22 protein-coding genes are annotated in these 17,498 nt (G+C 59.1%); 4 read left to right on the top strand and 18 right to left on the bottom strand.

From position 1 onward, the window contains the following. The first annotated feature begins 233 nt into the window (after positions 1-233). Entirely contained in the window at positions 234-662 is a 429-nt protein-coding gene (locus JJE47_11295; protein ID MBK5268006.1) for a Uma2 family endonuclease, read from the top strand. Here the strand turns inward: JJE47_11295 and JJE47_11300 are convergent. Together JJE47_11300 and JJE47_11305 are read right to left on the bottom strand one after the other, a co-directional pair. Beyond that, positions 652-1,113 (bottom strand): NUDIX domain-containing protein, encoded by a 462-nt coding sequence (locus tag JJE47_11300; protein MBK5268007.1) that lies wholly within the window; start codon positions 1,111-1,113, stop codon positions 652-654. The two genes, JJE47_11295 and JJE47_11300, sit on opposite strands and share 11 nt — an antisense overlap. After that, entirely contained in the window at positions 1,110-1,808 is a 699-nt protein-coding gene (locus tag JJE47_11305) for a DNA alkylation repair protein (protein ID MBK5268008.1), read from the bottom strand. Before JJE47_11305 ends, JJE47_11300 begins: the two co-directional genes overlap by 4 nt. Before the next feature lie 18 nt (positions 1,809-1,826). Between JJE47_11305 and JJE47_11310 the strand changes: the two genes are divergently transcribed. Then, on the top strand, positions 1,827-2,330 hold the full coding sequence (locus JJE47_11310; GenBank protein MBK5268009.1) for a YgaC family protein: 504 nt from the start codon (positions 1,827-1,829) through the stop codon (positions 2,328-2,330). Between the two features lie 23 nt (positions 2,331-2,353). Here JJE47_11310 and JJE47_11315 read toward each other — a convergent pair whose 3' ends face one another. The 6 genes from JJE47_11315 to JJE47_11340 form a co-directional block, all read right to left on the bottom strand. Next, the gene (locus JJE47_11315; GenBank protein MBK5268010.1) at positions 2,354-3,952 is read right to left on the bottom strand and encodes an ABC-F family ATP-binding cassette domain-containing protein; all 1,599 of its coding nucleotides are present in this window, start codon (positions 3,950-3,952) and stop codon (positions 2,354-2,356) included. Positions 3,953-4,086: 134 nt separating this feature from the next. Next, complete coding sequence (locus tag JJE47_11320; protein MBK5268011.1) at positions 4,087-4,905, bottom strand: methyltransferase domain-containing protein; 819 nt, start codon at positions 4,903-4,905, stop codon at positions 4,087-4,089. A 14-nt stretch (positions 4,906-4,919) separates the two neighbouring features. After that, complete coding sequence (locus tag JJE47_11325) at positions 4,920-5,765, bottom strand: PIG-L family deacetylase (protein ID MBK5268012.1); 846 nt, start codon at positions 5,763-5,765, stop codon at positions 4,920-4,922. 22 nt (positions 5,766-5,787) lie between these two features. Continuing rightward, positions 5,788-6,090 (bottom strand): DUF2087 domain-containing protein, encoded by a 303-nt coding sequence (locus JJE47_11330; protein MBK5268013.1) that lies wholly within the window; start codon positions 6,088-6,090, stop codon positions 5,788-5,790. Between the two features lie 245 nt (positions 6,091-6,335). After that, positions 6,336-7,382, bottom strand: coding sequence for a hypothetical protein (locus JJE47_11335; GenBank protein MBK5268014.1), 1,047 nt, complete (start codon positions 7,380-7,382; stop codon positions 6,336-6,338). After that, the gene (locus tag JJE47_11340; protein ID MBK5268015.1) at positions 7,382-8,797 is read right to left on the bottom strand and encodes an MBOAT family protein; all 1,416 of its coding nucleotides are present in this window, start codon (positions 8,795-8,797) and stop codon (positions 7,382-7,384) included. The genes JJE47_11335 and JJE47_11340 overlap by 1 nt, the downstream gene beginning before the upstream one ends. Positions 8,798-8,870: 73 nt before the next feature. Between JJE47_11340 and JJE47_11345 the strand changes: the two genes are divergently transcribed. Further along, positions 8,871-9,878: a beta-lactamase family protein gene (locus JJE47_11345; protein MBK5268016.1), complete on the top strand. Its 1,008-nt coding sequence runs from the start codon at positions 8,871-8,873 to the stop codon at positions 9,876-9,878. Positions 9,879-9,902: 24 nt separating this feature from the next. Then, a complete protein-coding gene (locus tag JJE47_11350) occupies positions 9,903-10,343 on the top strand; it encodes an SRPBCC family protein (protein MBK5268017.1) in 441 nt (146 codons plus the stop codon). A 60-nt stretch (positions 10,344-10,403) separates the two neighbouring features. Here the strand turns inward: JJE47_11350 and JJE47_11355 are convergent, their stop codons facing one another. From JJE47_11355 to JJE47_11400, 10 genes are read right to left on the bottom strand one after another with little or no spacing between them, the layout of a single operon-like run. Beyond that, entirely contained in the window at positions 10,404-10,730 is a 327-nt protein-coding gene (locus tag JJE47_11355; GenBank protein ID MBK5268018.1) for a F0F1 ATP synthase subunit epsilon, read from the bottom strand. A 1-nt stretch (position 10,731) separates the two neighbouring features. Then, positions 10,732-12,156: a F0F1 ATP synthase subunit beta gene (atpD, locus tag JJE47_11360; GenBank protein ID MBK5268019.1), complete on the bottom strand. Its 1,425-nt coding sequence runs from the start codon at positions 12,154-12,156 to the stop codon at positions 10,732-10,734. A gap of 22 nt (positions 12,157-12,178) precedes the next feature. Next, complete coding sequence (locus JJE47_11365) at positions 12,179-13,063, bottom strand: F0F1 ATP synthase subunit gamma (protein ID MBK5268020.1); 885 nt, start codon at positions 13,061-13,063, stop codon at positions 12,179-12,181. Between the two features lie 4 nt (positions 13,064-13,067). Further along, positions 13,068-14,579 carry a F0F1 ATP synthase subunit alpha gene (locus JJE47_11370; protein ID MBK5268021.1) on the bottom strand — a complete coding sequence of 504 codons (1,512 nt, stop codon included), beginning with the start codon at positions 14,577-14,579 and terminating at the stop codon, positions 13,068-13,070. A 15-nt stretch (positions 14,580-14,594) separates the two neighbouring features. Next, positions 14,595-15,131: an ATP synthase F1 subunit delta gene (atpH, locus tag JJE47_11375; protein ID MBK5268022.1), complete on the bottom strand. Its 537-nt coding sequence runs from the start codon at positions 15,129-15,131 to the stop codon at positions 14,595-14,597. A gap of 6 nt (positions 15,132-15,137) precedes the next feature. Continuing rightward, positions 15,138-15,680 (bottom strand): F0F1 ATP synthase subunit B, encoded by a 543-nt coding sequence (atpF, locus tag JJE47_11380; protein ID MBK5268023.1) that lies wholly within the window; start codon positions 15,678-15,680, stop codon positions 15,138-15,140. A 5-nt stretch (positions 15,681-15,685) separates the two neighbouring features. After that, positions 15,686-15,940 (bottom strand): ATP synthase F0 subunit C, encoded by a 255-nt coding sequence (atpE, locus tag JJE47_11385; protein MBK5268024.1) that lies wholly within the window; start codon positions 15,938-15,940, stop codon positions 15,686-15,688. A gap of 51 nt (positions 15,941-15,991) precedes the next feature. Beyond that, positions 15,992-16,774 (bottom strand): F0F1 ATP synthase subunit A, encoded by a 783-nt coding sequence (gene atpB, locus JJE47_11390; GenBank protein ID MBK5268025.1) that lies wholly within the window; start codon positions 16,772-16,774, stop codon positions 15,992-15,994. Beyond that, positions 16,771-17,205, bottom strand: a complete 435-nt coding sequence (locus tag JJE47_11395) for a hypothetical protein (protein ID MBK5268026.1) — start codon at positions 17,203-17,205, stop codon at positions 16,771-16,773. Before JJE47_11395 ends, atpB begins: the two co-directional genes overlap by 4 nt. Further along, entirely contained in the window at positions 17,192-17,443 is a 252-nt protein-coding gene (locus JJE47_11400; protein MBK5268027.1) for an AtpZ/AtpI family protein, read from the bottom strand. The genes JJE47_11395 and JJE47_11400 overlap by 14 nt, the downstream gene beginning before the upstream one ends. Between the last annotated feature and the right edge of the window lie 55 nt (positions 17,444-17,498).

Consider the following 17,498-nt stretch of genomic DNA (forward strand, 5'->3'; position numbering starts at 1 on the left):
CTAAGGTCCTCGCCGCACCGCAGCATCCGGACTCCCCGACAACCCATCCGCCGACCATCAGGGGCACCTGGCAGCTGATCCCAATCTGGCCAGTTGACCACGTAACACCTCAGTCCCGGCACCGGACCGCCTCGCGATGCGGAATCACGTTTTCGTCACAGTCATGCGATACGTTTTGGCCCGGTGCTGATGAGCGATCTGGAGGTGTACTGTGTATGCCATGTTGCAGACCGGTGAACGAGTCACCATGGATCGGGAAACGTACGAGTCGCTCGGCGCCGAAGTACGCGGCGAGTACGTCGATGGCGAACTTCGACGTACTCTCGGAGTGGGCTTGGAAGCCGGCCACGGACGAATTCATCCCCGACGTCATCGTCTTCGACCGCACTGAGGATCAACCACGACTTGGGCCCGTCCCGCATTTGGCGGTCGAGGTTTTGTCAAACGAACCAGCCCGAGACATGATTCGCAAGTTCCACAAATACGCATCGGCCGGCCTCCAACATTATTGGATCATCGACCCGGACGAACCAACCATCATCGTATATGCATTGAGGGACGGTACCTACATTGAGACAGGCCGGCATCCGGCGGGGACGCTTGCAACGCTCGACATTGGGGTCTTGCACTTATCGATTGATCCAATCGACCTCATAGCTTGACCAGCTGGAGGAGTCGGTCAACCAGCTCGGTTTGGGCAGGATTCAGTTTGGCCTTGGCCCGGGCCGGGCTGGCCCATTCGACCCGATCGATCTCAGGAAACTCTGCCTCCTGACCCGACCTTGGCGGCCACTCCATGGTGAAGGTGTTGGACATCACTGCCTCGGGATCAAGCTCGGTTTCGACGGCCCAGGCCGTAACGATCTTGCCGGACTTCTGGGTGATCGAGCCAAGTTCGAGGAACGGACCCTCCGGGCACCGGACGCCGAGTTCCTCGGAGAATTCCCGTTTGGCCGCCAACAGTGGAGCCTCGCCGTCCCCTGTCTCGCCTTTCGGGATGGTCCACACCCCGTCGTCACGGTGTGCCCAGAACGGACCGCCCGGGTGGGCGATCAACATCTCCAGATCGCCCTCCCGCCACCGGTACGCCAGGATCCCGGCACTCTGTTTCATCGGTACGGAGGCATGTCAGGGATACGCTTGGCACCCTCCCGATATGTCAATCCGGACATCTCGTGCCGATGGTCAAGAAGGAATCGGCGAACCGACTCAGCATTGAACCAGGAGTAGTCACGGAGGGCCCAGCCTATGGCCTTGCGAATGAAGAACTCCTTCTCGGGCAGGCGGGCCAGGCAGTGGTCGAACAGCAATGCCTCGTCTGTCTCCAGCTTGTGGCGAACCTGGCAGATGATGGCGCTTCTTCGTAGCCACATATCTTGACTGTCAATCCACGATCGCACGATCGGAGTGACTTCGGTCCGTTGCTTCAGGAGAGCCCGGCCAACGGCGTGGATCGCCAGCTTGTCGACCAGATCCCACCATCCCCCCTCAACGATCAATCGCTCGTAAAGATCGATCCACTCGACGGCGACGAACTTCTTGTGTTCGGTGGCATACCCCAGAGCAACGTACTTCATTTCACGCTGTGGCTGGTTCCAAAGACCCAGCACGGATAACTCATAATCGTCTGGCGTCTCGACGAGAAAGAGCTGTTTCGCCTCCCTAAGAACCAACTTGAGGTCCGCCGAGCCGACCCCATAGAAGGGCGTGTCGGTCTTCATGTAGGCGGCCATCTGGCTGGCGCGCTCGGCATCGGCCAGACCCGACAACTCAGAGTCCACGAACGAAACGAGACCTTCCACATCCACGCCAGCTAAGTTACCCGAATGGTCGACCGGATGAGCTTGCAGTTCTTCAAGTACCCCGACGTTCCTCATTGGCGCCATGAAAACCTGCTCGTACTTGGTAAGGACGAGCACGGCACCTGGCTGGGATGCGAGCCGGGCTCTGAACAACAAAAAGGGAACGGGCCCATCACAACTACGATGCACCCGTGGGTTTTTTGCTCGGTCCCCGACGCCTGGTGGTCGCTCGTATTCAACAGCGAACGCCCACTAACCCATTTCCTCGACATCATCACGCCGCCCAAGATCAACGGCGACCGGATCGAGATGGTCGACCTGGATCTCGATGTCGTTCGAACTGCTGGGGGCGAGGTGTATATCGACGACGAAGACGAATTCATCGAACACCAGAAGCTGTACGGTTACCCGCCCTGGATGATCGACAAGGCCCGCACCACCACCGCCGAACTGGTGATCGCTCTCGAGAAGGAGGCGGAGCCCTTCACGCGCGCCTGCCAGGCTTGGTTCGACCGGTTCACGGCCTGAGCCTGGCCGATTGGGTGGCATGGCTACGCGAGCGCGACGAGTTCCAGCATTGATTCGTCGAAATAGGCCATGGTTCCTTCAGGCATAAGGATGGCCTTGTCCGGCTTGAGGTCCGCGACGAAGTCGGAATCATGGGAAACCAGGATGATGGTGCCGCTATAGGCGTTGAGCGCTCCAAGCAGGGCCGTTTTGGCCTGGGGGTCCAGGTTGTTGGTTGGCTCATCGAGCAGGAGAACATTCGGCCGAGCGACCACCAACTGGGCCAACGCCAGCTTGGTTTTTTCCCCACCTGACAGAGTGGCGGCATCCTGATCAACCTTGTCGGCCAACAGGAAATGGCCGAGCAATGAGCGCAGTGTCTGATCGGGCTGGTCCGATACCTCGCGCATATGGTCGATCACCTCGACGCCTGGTTTGATCTGCTCGTGCTCCTGGGCGTAGTAGCCAATCGTGGTTTTGGCGCCGAGCTCGACCTCGCCGAGATCTGCGGTCTCCACGCCGGCCAGGATCCGCAACAGTGTCGTCTTCCCGGCCCCATTGAGTCCCATGATGATGATCCGCTCCCCACGGTTGGTGTCGACGTTGACGTCCAAAAACACCAGGTTGTCGCCGTACGACTTGGCCAACCCGTCTGCAACGAGTGGGGTCCGAGCCGAGGGATCTGGTTGTGGAAACGAGACATTGACCGCCTTGCCGCGGGCGGCTACTTCCACGAGATCGTGGCGGAGGCGACCAGCCCGAGTCTCCATGGTCTTGGCCTTGCGAGCCATCTTCTCGGTTGAACCCTTGAACCGGCGAATCGTCGTTTCCAATTGATCGATCTTGGCCTGCTGAGTCTTACGTTCCCGCTCTCGCTGAACACGGCGCTTTTCGCTCTCATCGAGGAAGTGGGAATAATTACCACGGTACGCCTCAATCCGGCCGTTCTCCAGCGCCAACACCGACGTAATCGACTGGTCGAGCAGCGGGAGATCATGACTCACGACGAACAGGCCGCCTTTATAGGCTTCGAGATAGTCCATCAGCCAGGCTTTCGCATCAAGGTCGAGGTGGTTGGTTGGCTCGTCCAACAACAAGATGTCCGTTTCTGAGTACAAGATCCGGGCAAGTTCGACTCGCCGTCGTTGACCACCGGACATTGAAGTCACCGGCTGGTCAAGGTCCTCGTTGTCAATGCCGATGGCCGCCGCGATCGCCTTGGCGCCGGCTTCCAGTTGAAATCCGCCCTTGGCCTCAAACTCGTCGTGCAGCCGACCGAACTGGAGGATGGCTCGTTCCTGCTCCTCACCGGTCGAGTGTTCGATCTTCAATCGAGCTCGCTCAATGCCGCGTTGCATTCCGCCGACATCACGGGCTGTCAGGATGCGCTCCAGGGCAGTCATGTCGGGATGCTCAAGTTCGTCGAGTGGGACTTCCTGCGAGAAATAGCCCACTCGACCGGTCTTCGTGATCGTGCCGTCGGCCGGCTGCGTCTTGCCGATCAGCGTCTTCATCAGCGTCGTTTTGCCCGCGCCGTTCCGCCCGACCAATCCGACCTTGTCGCCAGCTTGAACGGTGAATGAAACGTCTTCGAGGAGGACCCGAACACCCGCTTCTATACGGACATCTCGTACGAGGAGCATCAGGACGAGGAGGCTAGTGGCGACCGAACCTGGACTACTAATCCCACTTCCGCCAACCAAGGCCGCCGGACGAACCCGGCCCGATGCAACGAATGAAACAGCGATCCGTCGGATCTTCGATTTTGCCGACTCGCCTAGACCCGCCACCAGACGGTGGCCAATGATTTCTGCCGGTCCTCGAGCTGGACCCGCCCAGCATCGAGTTGCACGATCTCCGGGTCAAGGGCCGCTTCGAGCTCCGCCCAACGGTCGATGGGTACCAGCAGCCGCCTGCCGTAGAACGTCAGGAGCTCTTCTCGATCCGCAAACCACATCGGCGCCCCGCCGTCCCAACGTTCAACGATCGGAGCCACGTCCAATGACTCCTCGATGACTGCGACCAGATCGTCAACGGTCGGCCCGACGGGTCGGTCAAGGTTGTGGAGCTTCCGGTAGTACGGCCCGAGATGGGCCCATGGATGGTTCTCGAACTCCTGGATAACGACTGCGGTTCGGGCAGCCGACTGCATCGCGGTCAAGAACGGCACCAGATCCGGGACATTGTGGATCACATGCGAACAGGTAACGACATCAGCGCGATCAGCGAGACCAGCCGATTCGGGCCAACCACCTTCTACGACCAGAACACTGAGCCCTCGCTCAGCTGCCACGGTTCGAAGCTTGGCAGCCATTCCGGCGTCACGCTCGACGGCGGTTACGGAGACCCCTTCGGCCGCCAGGTCGAGGCAACTCCCACCTGCTCCGGCTCCGATATCGATCATCGATCCTGGTCTGAAGCGCCGAATAACTTTGCGGGTGTGTCGTTCAGGAATGTGCCCATCGGCCGCCATGGAATCTCGCCTGGCAAAGAGATCTGCCGGCCACTCGTATGGATTCCACGGAACCGCGTCGAGCAGCTCTTGTGGAATTGCCCAGGCTTCGAGCTGCTCCCGCCATCGCTGAGCCGCAGTCATTCGGTCGTCCGGGCCTATCGGAGTCCGGTGAAGAGGTCGTCTTCGGGACTCGCCACATCAACATCTGAAAAGATCCGTACAAAAGACTCCAACCCGAATACCGTCGGGCGAATGTCGGCAGGAACCTGAAAGAAGAACCAATCCTCGGGAATCTGAGTTCTGTGCGCTCTCCAGGCGTCCTCTTTGCGACCGAACTGATCCTTGACGTCGATCCAGGCGTCGATCATCTCATCTGGTGTGCCACCGTGACGCTGTTGTTCATACTCATCGTCATTGATCAAACCGGCCTCAAGCCTGGCGAGGGCAAACCCGGCCACCCTCGTGCGGGGCCACGCCGACCAATACACCTTCGACGGCCGCCACAATTCTTCGCCGCCGGCCAGCGGAAACCGTCCCAGATCCATGGCACCCCAGTAGGCAGCCAGGCCGATTCTGTGAACCTGGATGTGATCAGGATGTCCATAACCACCAAACGGGTCATAAATCACCAGAACTTCGGGCTGATACTTCCGGATAAGTTTGATGAGCCGACCGGTTGCCTCCATAAAATCTGCTTGCCAGAAACAGCGCTCGTCTGCGTTGGGCTCCGTACCCATCATTCCCGAGTCGCGATATCCGAGGAACTCGTGATTCTGAACCCCGAGAATCTTCAAGGCATTGGCAAGCTCTTCGGCGCGCATCTCGACAAGCCGTGGCTTGAGGTCGTCCGGGTTCTCGTAATTGTGAATTTCCCCCTCGGCGCCGTCGGTTGCCGTGACGACAACGACCTCTTCGCCCCGGTCGGCGTACCAGGCCAGTGTGCCGCCGGTTGAAGTGGTCTCGTCATCGGGATGGGCGTGAAACGCCATTAGTCCAGGCATGGCAGCCAGGATAGCCGGATGCTCAAGTTGGCCTGGTTTGACCCGGATACCGGCCGCCAATGCGCCAGTAGACCCCATCGGCCCTGGCGAGTAACTCCTCATCGACCAGATACCGACGCAGCGCTGCATAGTCCGAAAAGAAGAGTTGGAGCATGAACGACACCTGACGCTCCGGATACCGAACCCCCGGTTCAAACGCCTGCACCAGGCGCTCAAGAACCACCAGACGTTTTGTGCGGTTCGTCGGGATGGAAATCAACCGGGTGCCCTGAAAGAAGGCATTGAGGACCTTGACTTCATCTTCAGACCAGTCTCCGGCCAGGATTTCGGGAGCGGCTCGCTCCTCATCGGGGAGTTGGGCACCGAGCTGATCAAAGACCTCTCCGTTGAGTGAATGATCTTCCTTGAGCAGTCCCGCCTCACGGAGCCGCGCGGCAGCCAGGAGCAGCTTCTTGCGATCGCCCCCCGTTGTCTCGGCGAAGTCGGTAACCGAAAAGGGTCCCAGCGCCGCCCGCCCGAGCAGCGCCAGTCGATCGCGATCGACTACCACCCTTAGGAACTCGGTGGGAGTCACGGACGGCCGGCCACTTCAGGCTCAGCCGGCCGGATCCCGCACCGGTGTTCGGTCGGCTCCGGGAACAGGCGTTGGAGATCTGACCCGAGCCGACGAGACAACAGCTCGGTTCCGGAGAGATTCAGATGATATAAGTCGGAGAAGAACTGCCGGTCGTCGTCCATGTCGACATACCTGATTACTGGAATGTTGTAGTCGACTCCAAGTTGGCCGATTGCCTCCTCAAACGCAAGAACATCAGCCATTCCGTCAGGGAGAACCACAGACAACTCCTCATTGAGCGTCGGCATCCTGACGACCACAACTCGCATCCCCAAACCAGTAGCGTCCTCGATCATCGCTCGAACCGCCCGATCTTCGTTGCCGCCAACTGAGAAGTTCACGAAGACCTCTTGTGCGAGTTGATCGAGCCCGGCTTGGGTAGGTACTTGGTACACATTGTTATCAAAGCCTTGAAACCGCCCTCCGTCGGTGAGTACGGTGACCGGCCAGCCAGGGGTTCGCCCCCACACCAGATATCGAGCAACGTTCTCAGGTTCCCGAAGCCGGGAGCGGATCCGGACGAACGTGGAGAAGCGCCCGACCTGCTGTTCGAGTGAAGCCCAGCTGAACTGACCGTACAAGCCCAACCGACCAGCCGATGGCAGGTACTCGCGCAGGTCGTAGGAAATCCCCGGATTGGCATCGTTGTAGTCACGGATCGATATCCCGATGACTACGACCTCCGGACACAAATCCGGCCAGACGAGATCACGTGACCAGACCTTCCAGGTACTCGGAGTAGTCGAGGGAATTGCCGCGTTGTAACCCGACGAGAACCGGCTTTCCTCTCCGACAAAACCCGAATCAATTCCGGCATTCACGACTGACGACCCGATAAACACAACGTCAACCTGACCAGCCCGGTCGATCTGATCTGCCTTGTCCTGGGTGAACTGGTTGTCCCACAAGAGTTGGCCGGGAATGTGCGGCGCCAGCAAACGGGCTCCCCCTTCAAGGAGCAGCACCACGACGAGGAATCCAAGAATGAGCGAACGACGCATCAGAACTGGAAATATAGGAAGGGGACAACTTCTTGACCAGAGAACAAGACGATCGCCATGAAGAACGCACCGTAGACCAACCCTTGGGCGAAGGCGGGAAGCTGAAGCAGGCCTTCGTGGCGTCGGGTGCGGCGTTGCACGAGATCGACAAACAGGACCGCCAGACCGGCGGGAACCACCAGCACCAAACCGCCATAGGGGATGCCGTCGGCGTGGCGGGCTGTAGCGATACCCGATAGTACGTCCCATGCCTGTGGGAAGGAGTCAGCTCTGAAGAACACCCATGAGAGGGCAACCAGGTGGAACGTCAGGAGCACGGCAGGCACATCGCCCCATCGGGGCGGGTCCGTTTCCGAGCGCTCGGATCGGCTGCGGAATCGACGATGAATGACCAGATAGAGTCCATGCAAACCGCCCCATACGACAAACGTCCATGCCGCGCCATGCCATAGGCCTCCGAGCAGCATGGTCACCATCAAGTTTCGCTGGGTGGCGACCGCCCCGTTGCGGCTTCCCCCGAGGGGTATGTAGAGATAGTCGCGTAACCAGGTCGAGAGTGAGATGTGCCAGGTGCGCCAGAACTGGGTGATGTTGCGTGACAAATACGGCTGGTTGAAGTTCACCATGAGGTCGAAACCAAGCAACCTGGCGGACCCCCTGGCGATGGACGAGTAGCCAGAAAAGTCGCCGTAGATCTGCAAACTGAACGCGTAAACGGCTACCAACAGCTGCATCCAACCTGCGGTTCCCGCCGTTTCAAACGTTTCTTGGACGAACGGCGCGAGCGCGTCGGCAATGACCACCTTCTTGAACAGCCCGATGAAGATGAGCAACAGTCCTGACGAAAGATCCGCCCCCGTGAGCTTGGGCCGATCGGCCAGGAACTGGGGCAACAGTCGTTTGGCCCGTTCAATCGGACCGGCCACCAGTTGAGGAAAGAACGCCACAAAAACGGCAAAGGTCAACAGATTGTCGGTTGGCTCGAGCTCCCTGCGGTAGACGTCAATGGTGTACGACATCGTCTGGAACGTGTAGAAACTGATTCCGACCAGCAGCACGATGTGCAGGGTCACAAAGTCCGCTTGTATCCCGAGGGTTTCGAGGAGTTCACGAGCCGAATCGGCAAAGAACCCGAAGTACTTGAAGAATCCGAGGATTCCCAGGTTGACCGCCATCGAAACCTGTAGAAGTCGTTTCCTGACGACCGGGTCCTTCGAGGAGCCCATCCGTTTCCCGACGGCGAAATCCACCAGTGTCGAGATCCACAGCAATGACAGAAATCGCCAATCCCAGAAGGCATAGAAAACGTAGGAAGCAACCAGGAGCAACAGGTTCTGTTCGCGGCGCCGCAGTAGACGGTAAAGACCAAACACCACCGCCAGTAGGACGGCGTACTGCATACTATTGAATGCCATGAGTCCGTGACATTAGTGGTCGGCCCAACCCATTGACCGCACCTTGCAGCGACGCTTCGATACACTCAGCGAAATGGTCAAACTCGCAACGGAGTCCAAGTACCAGTCGCTACTGGACGAACTGATACGGGGTGGTGCTGCCCCGGGTGCCGCCCTGGGGATCGTCACCCTCACGGGTGAAATGGTCCTGGCCACATCGGGAGTTCGCTCCCTGATCGACGACAGTCCCATTCGATCCGGTGACCATTTCCATCTTGGATCCTGTGCCAAGGCCATCACCGCCACGGTCGCAGCTGAGCTGGTCGAAGAAGGCCTCATCAACTGGTACGAGCCGATCAGCAGCGTTTGTGACCTCCCGACCGAGGCATCACTCGCCCAGCTACTCAACCACACGGCAGGACTCCCCCCATTCGAAGAGGAGCGCGAGCTGCTTGGGATGCCCGAGCTTCCGAAAGACGCCGTCCAGAATCGCCGGGGCTTTGCTGAGTTCGTGCTCGGCCATCGGGACAGCTCGCCGCCGGGCACAGCCATGCGCTATTCGAATGCCGGGTATGCCGTGGTAGGTGCCGTAATCGACACGCTCACGAATTCCAGCTGGGAAGAGGCGGTGCGCCTTCGGATCTTTGAACGCCTCGATCTGGCAGCCGGATTCGGGTGGCCTGCCGCCGCTCGAGCATCCAATCCGTGGGGACACCAGCTCATAGATGGACGACTGGTTCCTCATCCGCCCGATGACTCGTATCAACTCGAACCCTGGATAGCGCCAGCCGGGGACATTCACATGTCATTCATGAGTTTCCTGCGATGGCAGCACGCCAACCTCGAAGCACTGTCGTCGGGGTCCGGGGCGCTGAGCCCGCGGGTCATCCGGACCGTCCACGAGAACGGCTACGGATGGGGACGTCAACAATTCGCCGGTCACAACATCAGCGGACACACCGGTTCAGCCGACACATTCTTCGCAGCCGCCATCATTCTCCACGACATCGGGATGGGCGTCGTGGTAACCACCAACGCCACCTGGGAGCGATGCGAGCCGGCCACGATGGAGCTACTCAAGGAGATCGTCAGGGCCCTCTGAGGAATCCGGCTACGCTCTCCTCCCATGCCGGCAGCTCATTTCACCCACACCGTGACTTCTTCGGCCACCAACCTCGATCAGGCGTGGGCCGGCCTTCAAGATCCCCTCACATGGGCAACGGTTGCCGGCATCACAGAGGTGAGTAAAGCCACATTCGATGGGGGTGGCAATCTGACCGGTTATCTGTTTACCGCGGTGGTTGCCGGCAAGGAATACGCAGGAAAAGCCGACGTTCGCTTGTCCTCACGCCCGACAGACATGGTCGTGCACATATCAACGTCAGAGATCGCCGGAACCATTGCCGCCAATCTGGTGCCCGGCGAGGACGGGGTTCGGGTCACCATCACCCTCGATCTGCAGACCAGGGGTCTCCTGGCCGCAATGATGTTCCCCCTCATAACGGGTGCGATCCGCAATGGACTACCCGAACAGGTCCACCAGTTCGCCGCTCACCTGGCTGCGTAGCCAGCCATCATCAGGATCACCGCGAGCTTGCTTCACCCGGCGAAGAAGCGATTTCTTCGCCTAGGCCTCATCTTCGATAGCCGCCAGGGCGGCGGCGGCCAATCGGGCCTCGTTGGCGTCTCCCTCGACGATTTGAGCCCGGTCGGTTAGCAGAGTGACCTGGTTGTCGAGGACCTGGATGAAGCCACCGTGGACCGCAATGGTGGTTTTCTTCCCATCGGCGCCCTCAACATGCACCGCGGCGGTTACCAGGGCACCCATGGTCGGTTCGTGGCCGGCCATGATGCCAATCTCACCGTCAGGGGTCCTTGCCACGATGAACGTGGCTTCCCCCGACCACAATGTGGCCTCGGGGGAAACGACGTCAACACGGAAGCTGGCAGCCAACTCAGGCGCCTACCTTCTCCATGTCCCGGGCCTTGGCCATGACATCGTCGGCGCCGCCGACCATATAGAAAGCCTGTTCCGGGTACTTGTCCATCTCGCCAGAAAGGATCAACTTGAACGAGGCCATTGATTCCTCAAGGGACGTGTAGATGCCCTCCTGGCCGGTAAAGGCCTTGGCAACAAACATCGGCTGGGCGAGGAACCGGGTGATCCGCCGGGCCCGACCGACGATGAGCTTGTCCTCTTCTGACAACTCGTCGATTCCGAGAATGGCGATGATGTCCTGGAGGTCCTTATACCGCTGGAGGACCTGCTGCACCTGGGCGGCGAGGTTGAAGTGATCCTCACCGACCACCTGAGGATCAAGCGCTCGCGACGTCGAGTCAAGCGGGTCGACGGCTGGATAGATACCCTGGGCGGACAATGGTCGAGACAACACGGTCGTGGCGTCAAGGTGGGCGAAGGCCGTGTGCGGAGCAGGGTCCGTGATGTCATCAGCAGGGACGTAGATCGCCTGCAGTGAGGTGATCGACTTGCCCTTGAGCGAGGTAATTCGCTCCTGGAGGAAGCCCATCTCGCCGGCCAGGGTCGGCTGGTAACCCACCGCGGACGGCATACGACCCAGCAACGTTGACACTTCAGAGCCAGCCTGAGTGAAACGGAAGATGTTGTCGATAAAGAGCAACACGTCCTGATTCTGCACATCGCGGAAATATTCGGCCATTGTCAAAGCCGACAGGGCCACCCGAAGACGGACGCCCGGTGGCTCGTCCATCTGGCCAAAGACGAGCGCAGCTTTTTCGATAACGCCCGACTCCTGCATTTCCAAAAAGAGGTCGTTACCTTCACGGGTGCGCTCGCCAACGCCGGCGAACACCGAGACACCACCATGGTGGGTGGCGACCCGGTTGATCATTTCCTGAATCAGGACGGTCTTGCCGACACCGGCACCACCGAACAAGCCGATCTTCCCGCCCTCGAGATATGGCGAGAGCAGGTCAATGACCTTGATGCCCGTTTCGAACACCTTGGTCTGCGGTACGACATCCTCGAAGATCGGAGGCTGACGATGGATGGGCCAGCGCTCACCGGTGAACTCCAGTTCGGGAGCGTCAAGCGACTCACCCCAAAGGTTGAAGATATGACCGAGCGTTTGATCTCCTACCGGTACCGTGATCGGGCCGCCGGTATTGCGGACTTCGGCACCTCGAACGAGACCGTCGGTACCGGACATGGCGATGGCCCGTACCCGCCCACCACCAAGATGTGCGGCCGTCTCGGCGATAATCGTCTTGGTTTCACCGGCGAGCGTCAGGTCAACTTCCAACGCAAAAAGAATCTCAGGCAGACCATCGGGCGGGAACTCAACATCCACCACCGGACCGGCCACTTTAATGATTCGCCCGACGCTCTTTACTTCTGCCACGTTGCGTACTCCTTATGCTTTCTTATGCCTGGCTGAGCGCTTCGGCGCCGCCAACAATCTCGGAAATCTCTGTTGTAATTTCTGCCTGCCGGGCCCGGTTGGCACGCTGGGTTAGCGCCCTGATCAGATCCTCGGCGTTATCGGTGGCCGCTTTCATAGCCCTCCGTCGGGCAGAATGCTCCGAGGCGGAAGCTTCGAGAAGCATCGAGAAGATGGTCGCTTCTACATACCTCGGAAGTAGACGATCCAGGATCTCGCCCGGTGATGGCTCGTAGGAATAGTCAATCGACTTGGACGGCTCCCCCTCCGATTCCTCCCCGACCTGAGTAATCGGCAACAACGCCGTCAGCATTGCCTCCTGGGAACCCGCCGATTTGAATCGCGTGAAGACAGCATCGAGCGAATCGATGGTTTCGCTCGCATAGGCATCCATCACCACGTTGGCGACCGCCCTGGCGTCACCATAACCGGGAGCATCGGTAACGCCCAGAAAGGCTCGATCGACCTTGTACTTGCGGTACTCGAAATACGACTGAGCCTTCTTGCCAACCGCGAAGAAGCGTACATTCTTACCCTGCCCGAGATACTCAAGGGCGCGTCGTTCGGCGATCCGAATGACCGTCGAGGCATAGGCTCCAGCCAATCCACGGTCCGAGGCGATCACCAGGATGCCAACCGTTTCGACTGATCGTTCCTCGAGCAACAGGTGGGATGCTCCCCCGGATGCTCCGCTGACGTTGCGAATCACTTCGACAAGCTTGTTCGAATACGGCTTCGACTGATTCACTCTCGAGGTCGCTTTGGGAATCCGCGAGGCGGAAATGAGCTCCATGGCGCGCGTGATCTTCATCGTCGACTGGACGGACTTGATCCGCCGTCGGGTATCGCGAAGTTCAGCGCTGGCCACTTACCTACTCCCCAAGTGTTTCTTTGAATGCGTTGATCGCCGCATCGAGGGCGTCGGCTTCGGGCAGCTTCCCGGTCTGGCGAATCGTATCCAGTAACTCGGGATTGCGGGTCTTCACAAACGTCCGCAAGGCGGCGTTGGTCTTCACAATCCGTTCAACCGGCACATCATCGAACAGGCCGTTGGTGACCGCGTAGATCTCCAGCACCTGCTCCTCAACGGGTAGCGGCGAGAACTGAGGCTGTTTGAGCGTCTCGACGACCCGCCGGCCCCGCTCCAACTGGGAGAGTGAGGCATCGTCAAGCTCGGAACCGAATTCGGCGAACGCTTCCAACTCACGGAATTGGGCGAGGTTCAAACGCAACGAACCCGCCACCTTCTTCATAGCAGAGATTTGCGCCGCGCCACCAACTCGCGACACCGAAATACCAGCATTGATGGCCGGACGAATACCGGAGAAGAACAAGTCCGTCTCCAGGAAGATCTGTCCGTCGGTAATCGAAATCACGTTGGTGGGGATGAATGCCGAGACGTCGCCTGCTTTGGTCTCGATGATCGGTAACCCCGTCATCGACCCTCCGCCGAGCTCGTCTGACAGCTTGGCGCAACGCTCCAACAGGCGGCTGTGCAAGTAGAAGACGTCACCCGGATAGGCTTCACGGCCCGGTGGGCGACGCAGAAGCAAGGAAATCTCACGGTAGGCCACAGCCTGCTTGGATAGATCGTCGAAGACGATGAGCGCATGCTGACCGTTGTACATCCAGTGCTGACCGATGGCCGACCCGGCGTACGGAGCGTACATTTGGAGAGCGGCCGGATCCGAAGCGGTGGCGGACACAACGACGGTGTACTCCATGGCCCCGTTACGTTCCAATGAGGCGACGACCTCGGCGACGGTCGATGCCTTCTGACCGATGGCAACGTAAATGCACTTTACGTCCTGGCCCTTCTGGTTGATGATGGCATCGACCGCGACGGCCGTCTTGCCGGTCTGACGGTCACCAATAATCAGCTCTCGCTGTCCACGGCCAATGGGGATCATGCCATCGATGGCCTTGATACCGGTCTGGAGAGGTTCACTGACCGGCTGACGTTGGACGACCGACGGCGCCTGGGTTTCTAGCATGCGTCGTTCGGTGGTCGCAATCGGGCCTTTTCCGTCGATGGGAGCGCCGAGCGGATCAATCACGCGACCGAGCATCGCATCGCCAACCGGAATGGAAAGAATGTCACCGGTCTGTCGAACCGGGGAGCCCTCTTCGACGTGGCTGTACTCACCCATGAGTACGACACCGAGGTCGGCTTCGTCGATCTGAAGGGCAACACCGAGCAGACCACCCGGGAACTCAAGGAGCTCCGAAGCCATGGTGGCGGGAAGTCCCTTGACGCGGGCAACGCCATCGGCGATTGCCGTCACGTACCCGATTGTCTCAGTTTGTATGGAAGGCGACCAGTCGGCCAGGTTCGCTTTGAGGGCCGACGTGATGTCTTCGGGATTGATGGTCATCTCTGACATCGTTACTCCTGGTTCCTATGCCTTGAGTGCCTGGCGGAGGCTGCTGAGCCGCTTCTTTACCGAACCATCGATTACGGTGTCACCGACCTGGGCGATAATGCCGCCCAACACGGTCGGGTCGACCACAACCTTGGCTTCGAGCGACTTGCCCGTCTTTCGTTCGAGCGCACTGATCAGGCGGCCCACTGTTTCATCGTCGAGCTCGATCGCCGTGCGAATCTCTGCGACTTCTCTGTTCGAAGAAGCCGCCGCCGTTTCAGCCAGGGCATCGGCGATGGCCGGAATGGAGTTAGCCCTCCCCATGCCCACGATTAGCGATACGACGTTGCGGGTGAGATCGGTCGCCCGAGAGCCAAGTAGATCATTGACAATGGCCTCTTTGCGCTCGGCCGGCAGCTGCGGGTTGCTGAGCGCATCACGCAGCTCATTCGAGCTCTGAAAAGCCCGGCCGATCTCAAGAAGCTCGGCGCGAACCCGGTCGAGCTCACCCTCACCTTTGGCAATCGCGAAGATGCCGCTGGCGTACTGTGAAATCCGATCGTCACTCGACATGGAGGTTTAGGCCCCTTCCAAAGAAGCCAGGTAGTTGTCGACCAGGCTCTTCTGAGCGGCGCGGTCGAGGCTGTTGCCGACGACTTTTTCCGCAAGGTCAATTGACAGGTTGGCGACTTCCTGACGAGCCTCGGTCATTGCCCTGGCCTTTTCGCTCAAGGCATCTTCCCTGGCCTTGCCAACGATGCCTTGGGCTTCTATCTGAGCTTTGGCAATGAGATCTGCCTTTACCGTGTCGGCCTGGCTTCGAGCCGCTTCGACAATTTGGTTGGCTTCGGACTTGGCTCCGGCCACTTGCTGGCGATAGTCGTCAAGCAGGCTTTGAGCCTCGGCTTTGATGGCTTCAGCTTCCTGGATCTGCCCGGCAATAGCCCTCTGACGGTTGTCGAGGAGCTGTTGCATCTGAGGCCAGGCGAACTTCCACATGACGAAGAAAACAACCGCGAAAGCCAGAACACCACCTACCAGTTCGGGAACGGTGGGGATCAACAGGTCGATCCCGGAGCTTTCGGTCGCCTCTTCGGCGAGGATGAGTACGTCGGCAATCATGACGATTACGCCAAGAAGAACAGGACGAAGCCGATAAGGGCCAACGCCTCGGTGAAGGCGATACCCAGGAACATCGTCGTCCTGACCATGCCGGCCGCCTCTGGCTGACGGGCCATGGCCTGTACGGCGTTGCCGGCGAGAATGCCGATGCCGACCCCGGGGCCGATAGCTGCGAGGCCATAACCAATCACGGCCAAAGAACCGCTGATGTCACCGGTTAGGCCCGTGGTGGCTTCCTGAGCCAATGCGAGTAGTTCCATTCCTGCTTTCCTTTCTATGCGACCGTTGCCGGCCAGTAACTGAAATCTGTATCAGTGCTGTGGGTGGAGTGACGATTCGATATATACCGCTGACAGAAGTGTGAAAATGTAGGCCTGCAAAAACCCGACGAGTACCTCGAACATGAAGATGGCCACTCCGACGACGAACCAGGCCGCTCCGATCGATCCCCGGAGAACGCTGATGTCACCGCCCAACACGCCGAGGAGGAAGAATCCGGCTGAGCCCAGCAGCAAAGCGAGCATCACATGCCCGGCCACCAGGTTGGCGAACAACCGGACCGTAAGGGAGAAAGGCCGAACAATCAGCGTCGACACGAACTCGATGAGCCCGACCAGCGGCTTGAGAGCCACTGGTACGCCCGGTGGCCAAATCAAATCAAGAAAAAAGTGCAAACCTTGCTTGCGGATACCCTCGACCACAAAGATGACCCAGGTCAGCAATGCCAGGGTGAGCGGGATTGCCATCCGTGACGTGAACGGGAAGTTGATCCCCGGGACGAGTTCCATGAGGTTGCCGACCCAGATGAAAAAGAAGAGAGACAAAAGGTAGGGAACGTATTTCACGCCTTCGGGCCCAATGACGTCGCGAGCGATGCTGTCGCTCACCAGGCTGATCAAAGATTCAACAGACGCCTGGAACTTGCCAGGAACCAGCTTGGGTTTGCGCAAGGCAAAGTACATAACCAAGGCAATGATGACCGCACCAAGGCCGATGAAGATCGGTACCGAGTTGAATTCGAACAAGTCCAAAACGTTGGCAGGAACACACACCACCTCGCGGGCAATGTCACATTCCTCGGATGCCAGGATCAATGGATCCACTCAAGTTCCCTTTCCGCTCCGCGTGAGATGGCCACCGTCTCCCAGGTCAGGAGTATGAGGTAGGCCACCACCGCCGTGATACCAAATGCCATTTTGTCTAGGTCCGTGAACTTCGTAATCAAAATCATCGCGCCGGTTAGAAGGCCCAACCGGACGAAGAAACCGAACAGAGCCGCCGCATAATAGGCAGACAACCCCAGTCGAGCCGAAATCGAGAGCATCCAGCCCGAGACAAGGAACATCATCACGACCACTCCACAGCCGACCGCCGAGGCGATCGCCCCGTCGGTCCCCCGCAACACGGCAAACAAACCAATGAGCACCGGGGCTACGAATACTGCCCTTCTGACGGTGTGTTTGGCGATGACGGCCTCGATATCGGTGGACGCTCGCTTGCCCGTCGGGTGCTCAGTCTCTGGCATGACGGCGCTCCTCTTCCTGACGTTCACCGACCACGACGGCGTATCGCCACATGGCGCGGAAACCCGAGTAAGAACCGAGTAAAACGAAGGCGATGGTAAGCCATGGATCGGTACCGAGCCAACGATCGAGGAGAAAACCGATGAGCAATCCGCTAAGAACCGATCCGAGTAGGGCACTGGTGCCCCATCCCTCGTCTGCTGCTCCAGCTACCTGACTGGTCACCGACCGCTTCTCCAACGTCCTGTCCTCCGTTGCGCATTATGGTCCTTGTGAATTGTTTCACAAAATCCAA

This window comes from Acidimicrobiia bacterium, from assembly GCA_016650365.1.
GTDB lineage: Bacteria > Actinomycetota > Acidimicrobiia > Spongiisociales > JAENVV01 > JAENVV01.